This is a genomic window from Arenimonas soli (genome assembly GCF_014643775.1).
GTDB lineage: Bacteria > Pseudomonadota > Gammaproteobacteria > Xanthomonadales > Xanthomonadaceae > Arenimonas > Arenimonas soli.
Genome location: NZ_BMKC01000005.1, coordinates 1 through 15,797, shown reverse-complemented (window position 1 = coordinate 15,797; position 15,797 = coordinate 1). Strand labels below are relative to the sequence as shown.

The following is a 15,797-nucleotide window of genomic DNA, read 5'->3' as shown; positions in this document are numbered from 1 at the left end:
CACCCTGATCGCCCCGATCGCGATGGACGAAGGCCTGCGTTTCGCCATCCGCGAAGGCGGCCGCACCGTCGGCGCCGGCGTGGTTGCAAAGATCATCAAGTAAGCCCATTGCCCGGCCGGCTCTGGCCGGTCGGGTATCGGGAATGGCGGGCCGGAAGCGGTCCGCCATCGCCCGTTTAGAGATGCCATTGCGTCAGTAGCTCAACTGGCAGAGCAGCGGTCTCCAAAACCGCAGGTTGTAGGTTCGAGTCCTACCTGGCGCGCCACCCGCAGGCAGCGGTCCCCCCGGGGGCCACCGCCACCAACCGGCTCCGGCCGGGCAAGAGTCGAATGAACACGAAGGTCGAACAATCCCAGCAGGCGGCAAGTCCCGCCGACGTCGCCAAGTACGTCCTGGCCGCCGCAGTCCTGGTCGCCAGTTTTTACGCCTTCTATTACTTCGGCCAGTGGCCGGGTCCGCTGCGCGGCCTGGTGATCGCGGCCGGCGTCGCGGGGGCGGTTGCCATCATGGCCTTCACGGCCAAGGGGCATGAGGCGCGGGAGTTCATCTCCGAGTCCATGTTCGAGCTTCGCAAGGTGGTCTGGCCGACGCGGCAGGAGACCACCCGCACCACCGGCATGGTTTTGGTGGTGGTTGTCATCGTTGCCCTCATTCTTTCGGGCTTCGATATGGTGATTTCGTGGCTGATCCGCCTTTTGCTGGGTCAATAAGGAGTTATATACGTGGCCAAGCGTTGGTATGTCGTCCACGCCTATTCGGGCTTCGAGCACCAGGTGCAGCGCGCGCTTGATTCGCGCATCGCGCGCGCCGAAATGCAGGACAAGTTCGGCCAGGTGCTGGTCCCGACCGAGGAAGTGGTCGAGATGCGTGGCGGCCAGAAGCGCAAGTCCGAGCGCAAGTTCTTCCCGGGCTACGTGCTCGTGCAGATCGAGACCACCGACGACGCCGGCATCCCGCGCATCGACGACGAGTCCTGGCACCTGATCAAGGAAACCCCGAAGGTCATGGGTTTCATCGGCGGCACCGCCGAGCGCCCGCTGCCGATCCAGGACCACGAGGCGGACGTCATCCTTCGCCGGGTCCAAGACGGCGTCGACAAGCCCAAGCCCAAGGTGCTGTTCGAGCCGGGCGAGATGGTCCGGGTCACGGAAGGCCCGTTCAACGACTTCAACGGCGTGGTCGAGGAAGTCAATTACGAAAAGAGCCGCCTGCGCGTGGCGGTGTCGATCTTCGGCCGGTCCACCCCGGTGGAGCTGGAGTTCGGCCAGGTCGAAAAGGCCTGACGCGCAAGAAGCTAAAGCAATCGCGACAACGTGAAGCCGGGGCACGAACCCCACCCGGCACGATGGGGAGCCTGACAACAGGCGCTTGCACCCGGAGAAAAGACAATGGCTAAGAAAGTAGTTGGTTACATCAAGCTGCAGGTGAAGGCCGGCCAGGCCAACCCCTCGCCGCCCGTCGGTCCTGCGCTGGGTCAGCGCGGCCTGAACATCATGGAGTTCTGCAAGGCGTTCAACGCCGCCACCTCCAAGCTCGAGCCCGGCCTGCCGACCCCGGTGATCATCACCGCGTACTCGGACCGCACCTTCACCTTCATCACCAAGAGCACCCCGGCCACCGTGCTGCTCAAGAAGGCCGCCGGCCTGACCTCGGGCTCCAAGCGCCCGAACACCGAAAAGGTGGGCAAGGTCACGCGCAAGCAGCTCGAAGATATCGTCAAGGCGAAGGAAGCCGATCTCACGGCTGCTTCGCTCGACGCCGCGGTGCGCACCATTGCCGGTAGCGCCCGCAGCATGGGTCTCGTGGTGGAGGGCTAAGACATGGCTAAGATTTCCAAGCGTTACAAGGCTCTTCAGTCCCAGGTCGTGGCCGGCAAGCCGTACTCGATCGACGAAGCCCTCAAGCTCATCCAGTCCAACTCGAAGACCAAGTTCGTCGAGTCCGTGGACGTGTCCGTGCGCCTCGGCGTGGATGCCAAGAAGTCCGACCAGCAGGTGCGCGGTTCCACCGTGCTGCCGGCCGGCACCGGCAAGTCCGTGCGCGTGGCGGTGTTCTGCCCGCCCGGCGCCAAGGCCGACGAGGCCCTGGCCGCGGGCGCCGACGTGGTTGGCATGGACGACCTGGCCGAAAAGATGCTGGCCGGCGACATCAACTACGACGTGGTCATCGCGACCCCGGACGCCATGCGCGTGGTCGGCAAGCTCGGCCAGGTGCTGGGCCCGCGCGGCCTGATGCCCAACCCCAAGGTCGGCACCGTTTCGCCGGACGCCGCGGGCGCCGTGCGCAACGCCAAGGCGGGCCAGGTGCGTTACCGCACCGACAAGGCCGGCATCATCCACTGCACCATCGGCAAGGCTGATTTTGACGCCGAAGCGCTCAAGACCAACCTCAACGCCCTGCTGGGCGACCTGGTGAAGGCCAAGCCGGCCGCCGCCAAGGGCCAGTACCTGCAGAAGGTTTCGCTCAGCTCGACGATGGGCGTGGGCGTGGTCATCGACCAGGCCAGCCTGTCGGTCGCCAAGTAACCGGTTCAAGCCGTCCGGGTCGCGACCCGGGCGGAAAGTTTTGAAGGCACCGCCGCGATCGCGTTCGCGGCGGAGCCATCAAAGACCGCAGGTGCGGTCAGCGCGTGACGACGTCGGGCAGGGATGCACGAAAGGCAAGGAATCGCCGTCGCCACAAGCGGGTCCGCTTAATCCGCGCTTCCAATGAAGCCGGGCCTGCGTAGATGGTGCCGCCTCCTGGAGAAATCTGGAAAGGCCACCACCGGGACGCACCCGCGTCCCCGGCGCCGAAGGAACGGCGCCGCCCAAGACCACCGGCGGCTGGAGCCGCGGGTGGAGTCCAATTGGAGGAGTGCAATGGCTCTCAATCTGTCCCAAAAGCAAGTAGTTGTCGCCGAGCTTGCAGAAGTCGCCGCCAAGGCGCACTCCCTGATCGCGGCTGAGTACGCGGGCATCACGGTCGAGAAGATGACCGAGATGCGCAAGAAGGCTCGTGAAACCGGCGTCTACCTCAAGGTAGTCAAGAACACGCTGGCTGCACGCGCCGTCGAAGGCACGGACTACGAGTGCGTCAAGGACGCGCTGGTGGGCCCGCTGCTTTACGCGTTCTCGACCGAGGAGCCCGGCGCTGCCGGCCGCCTGATCAAGGAGTTCGCCAAGGGCAACGACAAGCTGCAGGCGAAGGTCGTTTCCGTCGGTGGCCAGCTGTATCCGGCCAGCCACGTGGAAGTCCTGGCTTCGCTGCCGACGCTCGAACAGGCCCTGGGCATGCTTGCCCGCGTCCTGGCCGAGCCCGCGTCCATGTTTGCCCGTGCCGTCAAGGCCGTGGGCGAGAAGGACGGCGGCGCCGAGGCTCCGGCCGAGGCCCAGGCCGAAACCGCCTGAGCGACGCCTTTCGTCGACAAACCAAACCATCCAGTAACAATTTTCCAGAGGTAAACACAATGTCCCTTTCCAACGAGCAGATCGTCGAGGCCATCGCGGCCAAGTCCCTGATGGAAGTGATGGAGCTGGTCAAGGCCATCGAAGAGAAGTTCGGCGTCTCCGCCGCCGCCCCGGTTGCCGTCGCTGCCGCGGCCGGCCCGGCCGCCGCTGCCGAAGAGCAGACCGAGTTCAACGTCATCCTGAAGGCCGCCGGCGACAAGAAGGTCGAGGTCATCAAGGCCGTCCGCGCCATCACCGGCCTGGGCCTGAAGGAAGCCAAGGACCTCGTCGAGGCCACTGGCGTCGTCAAGGAAGGCGCGTCCAAGGACGAAGCCGAGAAGTTCAAGAAGGACCTCGAGGCGGCCGGCGCCACGGTCGAGCTCAAGTAAGCGCTTCATTGCGTCGCCGCGCTACATCGGCGACCACCTGAGGCTGGGGGCGAAAGCCCCCGGCCTTTGGCCGTTCCTGGAACGGCCGCGAAAAAAACGCGAGTTGACAGTCGGAAGTAGCGGGAGAAGGCGTGCTGGTGCCGGCAATACCAGCGACTTCCCACTGTCAGTTTGAAGTTCCCCCCGGCCCGCGGACGCGCAGGCCACAGATACCCGAGGCGGTAGCACACCATGACGTACTCCTTCACCGAAAAGAAGCGAATCCGCAAGGACTTCGGCAAGCGCCGGCAGGTCCTTGAGGTGCCTTACCTGCTGGCCATCCAGATGGACTCGTACCGCGAGTTCCTCCAGGAGGGCGCCAGCGGCGACAAGCGCGAGGAGCGCGGCCTGCACGCCGCCCTCAAGTCGGTGTTCCCGATCAGCAGCTACTCCGGCAATGCCGCCCTGGAGTACGTCAGCTACAAGCTTGGCGAACCCCCGTTCGACGAGCGCGAGTGCCGCAACCGCGGCCTGACCTACGGCGCCCCGCTGCGCGTGACCGTGCGCCTGGTCATCTATGACCGCGAGTCCTCGACCAAGGCGATCAAGTACGTCAAGGAGCAGGAGGTCTACATGGGCGAGCTGCCCCTGATGACCGACAACGGCACCTTCATCGTCAACGGCACCGAGCGCGTCATCGTCTCGCAGCTGCACCGTTCGCCGGGCGTGTTCTTCGACCACGACCGCGGCAAGACCCACAGCTCGGGCAAGCTGCTGTACTCGGCCCGCATCATTCCCTACCGCGGCTCCTGGCTGGACTTCGAGTTCGACCCCAAGGACGCCGTGTTCACCCGCATCGACCGCCGCCGCAAGCTGCCGGTCACGATCCTGCTGCGCGCCCTGGGCTACAACAACGAAGAAATGCTCGAGCAGTTCTTCGAGATCAACACCTTCCACATCGCCAAGAAGGACGGCGTGGAGCTGGAGCTGGTCGCCGAACGCCTGCGCGGCGAAACCCTGAACTTCGACCTGATCGTCGGCGGCAAGGTTATCGTCGAGGCCGGCAAGCGCATCACCGCGCGCCACGTCAAGCAGCTCGAGCAGGCCAAGGTCGACACCCTGGCCGTGCCCGATGAATACCTCTACGGCCGCATCCTGTCGCACGACGTCATCGACACCACGTCGGGCGAAGTGCTGGCCGTGGCCAACGAAGAGCTCAACGAGGCCAACGTCGAGAAGCTGCGCAAGGCCGGCATCGACACCATCGGCACCCTGTGGGTGAACGACCTCGACCGCGGCCCGTACATCTCCAACACCCTGCGCATCGACCCGACCAAGACCCAGCTCGAGGCCCTGGTCGAGATCTACCGCATGATGCGCCCGGGCGAGCCGCCCACGAAGGACGCAGCGCAGAACCTGTTCTACAACCTGTTCTTCACCTTCGAGCGCTACGACCTCTCCGGCGTCGGCCGCATGAAGTTCAACCGCCGCGTCGGCCGCAAGGAAACCACCGGCGCCTCGGTGCTGTACGACTCCAAGTACTTCGGCGAGCGCAACGACGAGATGGCCAAGTCGCTGGTCGCCGAGCTCGGCGGCACGTCGGACATCCTCGAGGTCATCAAGACCCTCACCGAGATCCGCAACGGCCGCGGCACCGTCGACGACATCGACCACCTGGGCAACCGCCGCGTGCGTTCGGTCGGCGAAATGGCCGAGAACGTCTTCCGCGTCGGCCTGGTGCGCGTCGAGCGCGCCGTCAAGGAACGCCTGTCGCTGGCCGAGTCCGACGGCCTGACGCCGCAGGACCTGATCAACGCCAAGCCGGTGGCCGCCGCGATCAAGGAGTTCTTCGGCTCCTCGCAGCTGTCGCAGTTCATGGACCAGAACAACCCGCTCTCGGAAGTCACCCACAAGCGCCGCGTGTCGGCCCTTGGCCCGGGCGGCCTGACCCGCGAGCGCGCCGGCTTCGAAGTGCGCGACGTGCACCCGACCCATTACGGCCGCGTCTGCACCATCGAAACCCCGGAAGGCCCGAACATCGGCCTGATCAACTCGCTGGCCGTGTACGCGCGTTCGAACAAGTACGGCTTCCTCGAGACCCCGTACCGCAAGGTCGTGGACGGCAAGGTGACCGACCAGGTCGAATTCCTGTCGGCCATCGAAGAGCACGAGTACGCGATCGCCCAGGCCAACGCCGAACTGAACAAGGACGGCAGCTTCCAGGCCCCGTTCGTGCCCTGCCGCTTCCAGGCCGAGACCCTGCTCAAGCCGCCGAGTGAAATCCAGTACATGGACGTCTCGCCGATGCAGTCGGTGTCGGTCGCGGCCGCGCTGGTTCCGTTCATCGAGCACGACGACGCCAACCGCGCCCTGATGGGTGCGAACATGCAGCGCCAGGCCGTCCCGACCCTGCGTGCCCAGAAGCCGCTTGTCGGCACGGGCATCGAACGCGCCGTGGCGCGTGACTCGGGCGTCACCGTCAACGCCGTGCGCGGCGGCGTCATCGACCAGGTCGATGCCGGCCGCATCGTGGTGCGCGCCAACGAGGACGAGATCCAGGGCAACGACGCCGGCGTCGACATCTACACGCTGGTCAAGTACACCCGCTCGAACCAGAACACCTGCATCAACCAGCGTCCGCTGGTGAACGTCGGTGACCGGGTCGCGCGCGGCGACGTGCTGGCCGACGGCCCGTCCACCGACATCGGCGAACTGGCCCTGGGCCAGAACATGCTGGTCGCGTTCATGCCGTGGAACGGCTACAACTTCGAGGACTCGATCCTGCTCTCCGAGCGCGTGGTCGAGGAGGATCGTTACACCACGATCCACATCGAGGAGCTGACCTGCGTCGCCCGCGACACCAAGCTGGGGCCGGAGGAAATCACCGCCGACATCCCGAACGTGTCCGAGCAGGCCCTGGGCCGCCTGGACGAGTCGGGCGTGGTGTACATCGGCGCCGAGGTGCGCGCCGGCGACATCATGGTCGGCAAGGTCACGCCCAAGGGCGAAAGCCAGCTGACCCCGGAAGAGAAGCTGCTTCGCGCGATCTTCGGCGAAAAGGCTTCCGACGTTAAGGACAGCTCGCTGCGCGTGCCCCCGGGCATGGACGGCACCGTCATCGACGTGCAGGTCTTCACCCGCGACGGCATCGAGAAGGACAAGCGTGCGCGCCAGATCGAGGAATCCGAGATCAAGCGCGTCAAGAAGGACTTCGACGACCAGTTCCGCATCCTCGAGGGCGCCATCTACGCCCGCCTGCGCGCGCAGCTGATCGGCAAGGTCGCCAACGGCGGCCCGGACGGCCTCAAGAAAGGCACCGCCATCACCGGCGAGTACCTCGACGGCCTGAAGAAGGACGACTGGTTCGCGATCCGCATGAAGGACGAGGACGCGGTCGAGCTGATCGAACGCGCCCAGCGCCAGGTCGAGGAACACGAGAAGGAATTCGAGAAGCGGTTCCAGGACAAGCGCGGCAAGATCACCCAGGGCGACGACCTCGCGCCGGGCGTGCTCAAGATGGTCAAGGTCTTCCTGGCCGTGAAGCGCCGCATCCAGCCGGGCGACAAGATGGCCGGCCGACACGGCAACAAGGGCGTCGTTTCCACCATCGTGCCGGTGCAGGACATGCCCTACATGGCCGACGGCCAGACCGTGGACATCGTGCTCAACCCGCTGGGCGTGCCGAGCCGAATGAACATCGGCCAGGTGCTGGAAGTCCACCTGGGCTGGGCCGCCAAGGGCCTGGGCCAGAAGATCCAGCGCATGCTCGAGGCCCAGGAGAAGGTCGCGGACCTGCGCAAGTTCCTCGACCAGATCTACAACCACGACAAGAAGATCGCCGCCGAGCGCGTCGAGCTCTCGCAGTTCAGCGACGCCGAACTGCTGGGCATGGCCCGCAACCTGGTCGACGGCGTGCCGATGGCCACCCCGGTGTTCGACGGCGCGACCGAAGCCGAGATCAAGTCGATGCTGACGCTGGCGGACCTGCCCGAATCGGGCCAGACCATCCTCCACGACGGCCGCACCGGCGAGGCGTTCGATCGCCCGGTCACCGTCGGCTACATGCACATGCTCAAGCTCAACCATCTGGTCGACGACAAGATGCACGCCCGTTCGACTGGCCCGTACTCGCTCGTCACCCAGCAGCCGCTGGGCGGCAAGGCGCAGTTCGGCGGCCAGCGCTTCGGTGAAATGGAAGTCTGGGCGCTGGAAGCCTACGGCGCGGCCTACACCCTGCAGGAAATGCTGACGGTGAAGTCCGACGACGTGCAGGGCCGCAACCAGATGTACAAGAACATCGTCGATGGCGAGCATGAAATGACGGCCGGCATGCCGGAATCGTTCAATGTGCTGGTGAAGGAGATTCGCTCCCTCGCCATCAACATTGAACTGGAAGAACAGTGATCCGGCGCTGGAACAGGAGAATCAAATGAAAGATCTACTTAATCTGTTCAACCAGCAGCGTCAGTCGCTGGATTTCGACGGCATCAAGATCGGCCTGGCTTCGCCGGACCTGATCCGCAGCTGGTCCTTCGGCGAGGTCAAGAAGCCGGAAACCATCAACTACCGCACGTTCAAGCCCGAACGCGACGGCCTGTTCTGCGCCGCCATCTTCGGTCCGATCAAGGACTACGAGTGCCTGTGCGGCAAGTACAAGCGCATGAAGCACCGCGGCGTGGTCTGCGAAAAGTGCGGCACCGAGGTCACCCTGGCCAAAGTCCGTCGCGAGCGCATGGGCCACATCGAGCTGGCCAGCCCGACCGCGCACATCTGGTTCCTCAAGTCGCTGCCCTCGCGCATCGGCCTGATGCTGGACATGACCCTGCGTGACATCGAGCGCATCCTGTACTTCGAGGCCTACGTGGTCATCGAACCGGGCCTGACCACGCTCGAGCGCGGCCAGCTGCTCAATGAAGAGGCCTTCCTGACCGCGCGCCAGGAGCACGGTGACGACTTCGATGCCCTGATGGGTGCCGAGGCCGTGTACCACCTGCTGCGCACGATCGACCTCAACTCCGAGCTGCTGCGCCTGAAGGAAGAGATCGCCGCCACCAATTCCGAAACCAAGCTCAAGCGCCTCACCAAGCGCATCAAGCTGATGGAAGCCTTCCTCGAGTCGGGCAACCGCCCCGAGTGGATGGTGATGACGGTGCTGCCGGTGCTGCCGCCGGACCTGCGTCCGCTGGTGCCGCTGGACGGTGGCCGCTTCGCGACCTCCGACCTCAACGACCTCTACCGCCGCGTCATCAACCGCAACAACCGCCTCAAGCGCCTGCTCGAGCTCAACGCACCCGACATCATCGTGCGCAACGAGAAGCGCATGCTGCAGGAATCGGTTGACGCCCTGATGGACAACGGCCGCCGCGGCCGCGCCATCACCGGCACCAACAAGCGCCCGCTCAAGTCGCTGGCCGACATGATCAAGGGCAAGCAGGGCCGCTTCCGCCAGAACCTGCTGGGCAAGCGCGTCGACTACTCCGGCCGTTCGGTCATCGTGGTCGGCCCGACCCTGCGCCTGCACGAGTGCGGCCTGCCCAAGAAGATGGCGCTTGAACTGTTCAAGCCCTTCATCTTCGCCAAGCTGCAGCGTCGTGGCCTGGCCACGACCATCAAGGCCGCCAAGAAGTTGGTCGAGCGCGAATCCGCCGAGGTCTGGGACATCCTGGAAGAGGTGATCCGCGAACACCCGGTCATGCTCAACCGCGCCCCGACCCTGCATCGCCTGGGCATCCAGGCGTTCGAGCCGGTGCTGATCGAGGGCAAGGCCATCCAGCTGCACCCGCTGGTCTGCACCGCGTTCAACGCCGACTTCGACGGCGACCAGATGGCCGTGCACGTCCCGCTGAGCCTCGAGGCCCAGCTGGAAGCCCGCGCCCTGATGATGTCGTCGAACAACATCCTTTCCCCGGCCAACGGCGAGCCGATCATCGTGCCGACCCAGGACGTCGTCCTGGGCCTGTACTACATGACCCGCGCGCTGGAGAACAAGAAGGGCGAGGGCATGGTGTTCGCCAACGTCGCCGAGGTGAAGCGCGCCTACGACAACCGCGTCGTCGAGCTGCACGCCAAGGTGAAGGTGCGCCTCAAGCGCGAGGAGATCGACGAAAACGGCGACCGCGCCATGAAGTCGTCCATCGTCGAGACCACCATCGGCCGCGCCCTGCTGGCCGAGATCCTGCCCGACGGCCTGCCGTTCGCGCTGGCCAACACCGAGCTGAACAAGAAGGCCATCAGCCGCCTGATCAACTCGTGCTACCGCATGCTGGGCCTGAAGCACACGGTGATCTTCGCCGACAAGCTGATGTACACCGGCTTCTCCTTCGCCACCAAGGCGGGCGTGTCGATCGGCATCGACGACATGATCATCCCGGACGAGAAGAAGGGCATCCTGGGCGAGGCCGAATCCGAGGTCCTCGAGATCCAGGAGCAGTACCAGAGCGGCCTGGTGACCGCCGGCGAACGCTACAACAAGGTCGTCGACATCTGGTCGCGCACCAACGAGCGCGTGGCCAAGGCCATGATGGAAGCGATCGGCACCGAGAAGGTGACCAACGCCAAGGGCGAGACCATCGACCAGAAGTCGATGAACTCGGTCTACATCATGGCCGACTCCGGCGCCCGTGGTTCGCAGGCGCAGATCCGCCAGCTGGCGGGCATGCGCGGCCTGATGGCCCGTCCCGATGGCTCGATCATCGAGACGCCGATCACCGCGAACTTCCGCGAAGGCCTGAACGTGCTTCAGTACTTCATCTCGACCCACGGCGCGCGCAAGGGCCTGGCCGATACCGCGCTCAAGACCGCCAACTCCGGTTACCTGACCCGTCGCCTGGTCGACGTGGCCCAGGACGTGGTGGTCACCGAGCCCGATTGCGGCACCAGCAACGGCCTCACCATGACCCCGATCGTCGAAGGCGGCGACGTGGTCGAGCCGCTGCGCGACCGCGTGCTGGGCCGCATCGTGGCCGACGACGTGTACCTGCCGGGCAACGACGAGGATCCGATCGTCACCCGCAACACGCTGCTCGACGAAGCCTGGGTTGACCGCCTGGAGGCCGCCGGCGTGCAGTCGATCAAGGTGCGCTCCGCGATCACCTGCGACAGCACCTTCGGCATCTGCGCCCACTGCTACGGCCGCGACCTGGCCCGTGGCCACATCGTCAACCTCGGCGAGGCCGTCGGCGTCGTCGCGGCCCAGTCGATCGGCGAACCCGGCACCCAGCTGACCATGCGTACCTTCCACATCGGCGGCGCGGCTTCGCGTGCGGCCGCCGTGGACAACATCACGGTCAAGACCACCGGTTCGATCAAGTTCAACAACCTCAAGCACGTGCAGCACGCCAACGGCCACCTGGTCGCGGTGTCCCGCTCGGGCGAACTGTCGGTCCTGGACAACCACGGCCGCGAACGCGAGCGCTACAAGCTCCCGTACGGCTCGGTCATCAACGTCAAGGACGGCGACGAGGTCAAGGCTGGCAAGACCGTGGCCAACTGGGACCCGCATAACCACCCGATCGTGTCGGAAGTGGCGGGTTACGTGCGCTTCGTGGACTTCGTCGACGGCGTCACCGTCATCGAGAAGACCGACGACCTGACCGGCCTGGCTTCGCGCGAGATCACCGATCCCAAGCGCCGCGGCTCGGCCGGCAAGGACCTGCGCCCGATCGTGCGCATCCTCGACGCCAAGGGCAACGACCTCAACATCCCGGGCACCGACCTGCCGGCGCAGTACCTGCTGCCGCCGCGCTCGGTCGTCAACCTGCAGGACGGCGCCGCCGTCGGCGTGGGTGACGTGGTGACCAAGGTGCCGCAGGAAGCGTCCAAGACCCGCGACATCACCGGTGGCCTGCCGCGCGTGGCCGACCTGTTCGAGGCCCGCAAGCCCAAGGATCCGGCCGTGCTGGCGGAAGTGTCCGGCATCATCAGCTTCGGCAAGGACACCAAGGGCAAGCAGCGCCTGATCATCAAGGACGCCGAGGGCAACGAGCACGAAGAGCTCATCCCGAAGTACCGCCAGGTCATCGTCTACGAAGGCGAGCACATCGCCAAGGGCGAAACCGTGGTGGACGGCGAGCCGAACCCGCAGGACATCCTGCGCCTGCTCGGCGTCGAGCCGCTGGCGGCCTACCTGGTCAAGGAAATCCAGGACGTCTACCGGCTGCAGGGCGTGAAGATCAACGACAAGCACATCGAAACGATCATTCGCCAGATGCTGCGCAAGGTCGAGATCACCGACGCCGGCGACAGCCGCTTCATGGCGGGCGAACAGGCCGAGCGCATCCGGGTCGTCGAGGACAATGCCAAGGCATTGACCAAGAACGAGCTGCCGGCGCGCTACGACCCGGTCCTGCTGGGCATCACCAAGGCCTCGCTGGCGACCGAGTCGTTCATCTCGGCGGCGTCCTTCCAGGAAACCACCCGCGTGCTGACCGAGGCGGCCGTGCGCGGCACCCGCGACAGCTTGCGGGGCCTGAAGGAAAACGTTATCGTCGGCCGCCTTATCCCGGCGGGTACCGGCCTGGCGTACCACAACAAGCGACGCCTCGCCGCCACCCCCGAATTGTCCGATTCCGATCTGGAGACCTTGCGGGCCGTATCTCCGGCCAATGAGACTACCGAAGAAGCCGGTTCAGACGGCTGACCTAGTGCGCTGGCGAGCCCGCCGATGGCTCGCCCACATCCGGAAAGAGGGGACAGGACGTCCCCTCGTGTCCGGTTCAAGGACGATGGAAACCCGAATGACGCGACCTGTCGCTCGTTGACAGGCGTGTTTAACGCGAAGTAAACTTCCGCTTCTCGGTGGGCCGGTTTCCGGCCCGCCTTGCTTTTCATCCAGGATCCCGAACGAATGGCGACGATCAACCAGCTCGTGCGCAAGCCGCGCCAGCCCAATACCTACAAGAGCGCCTCCCCGGCGCTGGCCAACTGCCCGCAGCGTCGTGGCGTGTGCACCCGCGTGTACACCACGACCCCGAAGAAGCCCAACTCGGCCCTCCGCAAGGTGGCCAAGGTGTTTCGTACATCGGCGGCGAAGGCCGTCAAGGACCTGCCCGGCGTGCGCTACCACACCGTGCGCGGCTCGCTCGACGCCGCCGGTGTCGCCAAGCGTCGCCAGGCGCGTTCGAAGTACGGCGCCAAGCGTCCGAAGTCCTGATCGCGCGGTCCATCCGCAGCGTTCGCCACCCGAACACCAGAATATTAGGCAAGCATCATGTCCCGTAAAGGTTCTCCCGGTACCCGTTCGATCCTCCCGGATCCGAAGCACGGAAGCGAAGTCATCGCGCGCTTCATCAACATGGTCATGAAGTCCGGCAAGAAGTCGATCGCCGAGAAGATCGTCTACGGCGCCATGGACGTCATCGGCGAAAAGAACTCCGACGCCCTTGGCCTGGTCGAGAAGGCCCTGGCCAACGTCGCCCCGGCGGTCGAGGTCAAGTCCCGCCGCGTCGGTGGTGCGACCTACCAGGTGCCGGTCGAAGTGCGGACCTCGCGCCGCACGGCGCTGGCGATGCGTTGGGTGATCGAGTCGGCGCGCAAGCGCGGCGAGAACACCATGCCGCGCAAGCTGGCCGCCGAACTGCTCGAAGCCAGTGAAAGCCGCGGTGGCGCCGTGAAGAAGCGCGAAGAAACGCACCGCATGGCCGAAGCCAACAAGGCCTTCTCGCACTACCGCTGGTAACCCCTGCCGGTCCGAGACCACGCCGCCCTGGCGCCATGCGCCGGGCGGCTATCCAACTAAGGAATTCCCGTGGCACGCACTACTCCCATCGAGCGCTACCGCAACTTCGGCATCATGGCCCACATCGATGCCGGCAAGACCACCACGTCCGAACGCATCCTGTTCTACACCGGCAAGAGCCACAAGATCGGCGAAGTCCACGACGGCGCCGCGACGATGGACTGGATGGAGCAGGAGCAGGAGCGTGGCATCACGATCCAGTCGGCCGCGACCACCGCGTTCTGGCAGGGCATGGACAAGACCTTCCCGGAACACCGCTTCAACATCATCGACACCCCGGGGCACGTTGACTTCACCATCGAAGTCGAACGTTCGCTGCGCGTGCTCGACGGCGCGGTCTTCGTGCTGTGCGCCGTGGGCGGCGTGCAGCCGCAGTCCGAGACCGTCTGGCGCCAGGCCAACAAGTACCGCGTGCCGCGCATCGCGTTCGTGAACAAGATGGACCGCACCGGCGCCAACTTCTTCAAGGTCCGCGACCAGCTCAAGGCCCGCCTGGGCGCCGCCCCGGTGCCGATGCAGGTGCCGATCGGCGCCGAAGAGGGCTTCGAGGGCGTGGTCGACCTGGTCAAGATGAAGGCGATCCACTGGGACGTCGCCAGCCAGGGCCTGAACTTCGAATACCGCGACATCCCGGCCGACCTGGTCGAGAAGTGCAACGAATCGCGCGCCTACATGGTCGAGTCGGCCGCCGAGGCCAGCGAAGAGCTGATGGAGAAGTACCTCGAGAGCGGCGAGCTGTCCGAAGCCGACATCCTCGAGGGCCTGCGCGTGCGCACCCTGAGCACCGAGATCGTCCCGATGTACTGCGGCAGCGCCTTCAAGAACAAGGGCGTGCAGGCCATGCTCGACGGCGTCATCGCGCTGCTGCCGTCGCCGGTCGACGTGCCGTCGGTGCGCGGCGTGGACGTGGACGACGAGACCAAGGAACTGACCCGCGAGTCGAACGACAAGGCGCCGTTCTCGGCGCTGGCGTTCAAGATCATGACCGACCCGTTCGTGGGCTCGCTGACCTTCTTCCGCGTGTACTCCGGCACGCTCAACGCCGGCGACCAGGTGTTCAACTCGGTCAAGGGCAAGAAGGAGCGCATCGGCCGCCTGCTGCAGATGCACTCCAACCAGCGCGACGAAATCAAGGAAGTGCTGGCGGGCGACATCGCCGCGGCCGTGGGCCTCAAGGACGTCACCACCGGTGACACCCTGTGCGCCCAGGACAACCCGATCGTGCTCGAGCGCATGACCTTCCCGGAGCCGGTCATCTCGATGGCCGTCGAACCCAAGACCAAGTCCGACCAGGAAAAGATGGGCATCGCGCTCGGTCGCCTGGCGCAGGAGGATCCGTCCTTCCGCGTGCGCACCGACGAAGAGTCCGGCCAGACCATCATCTCGGGCATGGGCGAGCTGCACCTGGACATCATCGTTGACCGCATGAAGCGCGAGTTCAACGTCGAAGCCAACGTCGGCAAGCCGCAGGTCGCCTACCGCGAGACCATCCGCAAGGCGGTCAAGCAGGAAGGCAAGTTCGTGCGCCAGTCCGGTGGTCGCGGCCAGTACGGCCACATCGTCATCGAGATGGAGCCGCAGGAACGTGGCGTCGGCTTCTCGTTCGAGAACGCCATCGTCGGCGGCGTGGTTCCCAAGGAATACGTCACCGCGTCCGGCAAGGGCATCGAAGAAGCCATGAAGAACGGCATCATGGCCGGCTTCCCGGTGGTGGACATCAAGATCCGCGCCGTGGACGGTTCCTTCCATGACGTCGACTCCAACGAAATGGCGTTCAAGGTCGCCGGCTCGATGGCCTTCAAGGAAGGCTTCCAGAAGGCCAACCCGGTGCTGCTCGAGCCGATCATGAAGGTCGAGGTCGTCACCCCCGAGGACTACATGGGCGACGTGATGGGCGACCTGAGTCGTCGTCGCGGCATCCTGCAGGGCTCGGACGACACCCCGTCGGGCAAGGTCATCAACGCGATGGTGCCGCTGGGCGAAATGTTCGGCTACGCCACCTCGATGCGTTCCATGACCCAGGGTCGCGCCACCTTCACGATGGAATTCGACCACTACGCCGAGGCTCCGGCCAACATCGCCGAGCAGGTCGTCAAGAAGTCCTGATCCAGCTAGCACTCCGCATCCAGTATCCAGTTTCCAGATTAGAGGCGACAGAAAATGTCCAAGGGTAAGTTTGAGCGCACCAAGCCCCACGTGAACGTGGGCACCATCGGTCACGTTGACCACGGCAAGACGACGCTGACGGCGGCGCTGACGAAGGT

The 15,797-nt window shown here is 65.3% G+C and carries 13 protein-coding genes and 1 tRNA gene; all 14 read left to right on the top strand.

Translation table 11 applies throughout. From position 1 onward, the window contains the following. The coding region (locus IEX13_RS14080; RefSeq protein ID WP_484463087.1) for an EF-Tu C-terminal domain-related protein at nt 1–103 on the top strand (103 nt) is incomplete at its 5' end. Between the two features lie 87 nt (nt 104–190). Continuing rightward, nucleotides 191–266 (top strand) — tRNA-Trp (locus IEX13_RS14075). A gap of 64 nt (nt 267–330) precedes the next feature. Next, entirely contained in the window at nt 331–711 is a 381-nt protein-coding gene (gene secE, locus IEX13_RS14070) for a preprotein translocase subunit SecE (protein WP_188665830.1), read from the top strand. A 12-nt stretch (nt 712–723) separates the two neighbouring features. Continuing rightward, nucleotides 724–1,284, top strand: coding sequence for a transcription termination/antitermination protein NusG (gene nusG, locus IEX13_RS14065; protein ID WP_188665828.1), 561 nt, complete (start codon nt 724–726; stop codon nt 1,282–1,284). Between the two features lie 105 nt (nt 1,285–1,389). Continuing rightward, nucleotides 1,390–1,818 (top strand): 50S ribosomal protein L11, encoded by a 429-nt coding sequence (rplK, locus tag IEX13_RS14060; protein ID WP_188665825.1) that lies wholly within the window; start codon nt 1,390–1,392, stop codon nt 1,816–1,818. A 3-nt stretch (nt 1,819–1,821) separates the two neighbouring features. Further along, nucleotides 1,822–2,526 (top strand): 50S ribosomal protein L1, encoded by a 705-nt coding sequence (gene rplA / locus IEX13_RS14055; protein ID WP_188665822.1) that lies wholly within the window; start codon nt 1,822–1,824, stop codon nt 2,524–2,526. A 336-nt stretch (nt 2,527–2,862) separates the two neighbouring features. Next, on the top strand, nt 2,863–3,390 hold the full coding sequence (gene rplJ / locus IEX13_RS14050; RefSeq protein WP_188665819.1) for a 50S ribosomal protein L10: 528 nt from the start codon (nt 2,863–2,865) through the stop codon (nt 3,388–3,390). Between the two features lie 59 nt (nt 3,391–3,449). Beyond that, entirely contained in the window at nt 3,450–3,818 is a 369-nt protein-coding gene (gene rplL, locus IEX13_RS14045; RefSeq protein ID WP_188665816.1) for a 50S ribosomal protein L7/L12, read from the top strand. A gap of 231 nt (nt 3,819–4,049) precedes the next feature. Next, nucleotides 4,050–8,201 (top strand): DNA-directed RNA polymerase subunit beta, encoded by a 4,152-nt coding sequence (rpoB, locus tag IEX13_RS14040; RefSeq protein ID WP_188665813.1) that lies wholly within the window; start codon nt 4,050–4,052, stop codon nt 8,199–8,201. A gap of 25 nt (nt 8,202–8,226) precedes the next feature. Further along, the gene (gene rpoC / locus IEX13_RS14035; RefSeq protein WP_188665810.1) at nt 8,227–12,435 is read left to right on the top strand and encodes a DNA-directed RNA polymerase subunit beta'; all 4,209 of its coding nucleotides are present in this window, start codon (nt 8,227–8,229) and stop codon (nt 12,433–12,435) included. A gap of 207 nt (nt 12,436–12,642) precedes the next feature. Further along, complete coding sequence (gene rpsL, locus IEX13_RS14030; RefSeq protein ID WP_188665807.1) at nt 12,643–12,948, top strand: 30S ribosomal protein S12; 306 nt, start codon at nt 12,643–12,645, stop codon at nt 12,946–12,948. A 57-nt stretch (nt 12,949–13,005) separates the two neighbouring features. Continuing rightward, a complete protein-coding gene (gene rpsG / locus IEX13_RS14025) occupies nt 13,006–13,473 on the top strand; it encodes a 30S ribosomal protein S7 (protein WP_188665804.1) in 468 nt (155 codons plus the stop codon). Nucleotides 13,474–13,542: 69 nt separating this feature from the next. Continuing rightward, entirely contained in the window at nt 13,543–15,639 is a 2,097-nt protein-coding gene (gene fusA / locus IEX13_RS14020; RefSeq protein WP_188665801.1) for an elongation factor G, read from the top strand. A 54-nt stretch (nt 15,640–15,693) separates the two neighbouring features. Then, nucleotides 15,694–15,797 (top strand): GTP-binding protein (locus IEX13_RS14015; protein ID WP_188665275.1); only part of this gene is annotated, 104 nt, incomplete at its 3' end.

Coding starts and splice junctions, on each gene's coding strand:
- rpoB (WP_188665813.1), top strand. CDS start 4,050: ATGACGTACTCCTTCACCGAAAAGAAGCGAATCCGCAAGGACTTCGGC.
- rpsL (WP_188665807.1), top strand. CDS start 12,643: ATGGCGACGATCAACCAGCTCGTGCGCAAGCCGCGCCAGCCCAATACC.
- secE (WP_188665830.1), top strand. CDS start 331: ATGAACACGAAGGTCGAACAATCCCAGCAGGCGGCAAGTCCCGCCGAC.
- rpsG (WP_188665804.1), top strand. CDS start 13,006: ATGTCCCGTAAAGGTTCTCCCGGTACCCGTTCGATCCTCCCGGATCCG.
- rplK (WP_188665825.1), top strand. CDS start 1,390: ATGGCTAAGAAAGTAGTTGGTTACATCAAGCTGCAGGTGAAGGCCGGC.
- rpoC (WP_188665810.1), top strand. CDS start 8,227: ATGAAAGATCTACTTAATCTGTTCAACCAGCAGCGTCAGTCGCTGGAT.
- rplL (WP_188665816.1), top strand. CDS start 3,450: ATGTCCCTTTCCAACGAGCAGATCGTCGAGGCCATCGCGGCCAAGTCC.
- rplJ (WP_188665819.1), top strand. CDS start 2,863: ATGGCTCTCAATCTGTCCCAAAAGCAAGTAGTTGTCGCCGAGCTTGCA.
- rplA (WP_188665822.1), top strand. CDS start 1,822: ATGGCTAAGATTTCCAAGCGTTACAAGGCTCTTCAGTCCCAGGTCGTG.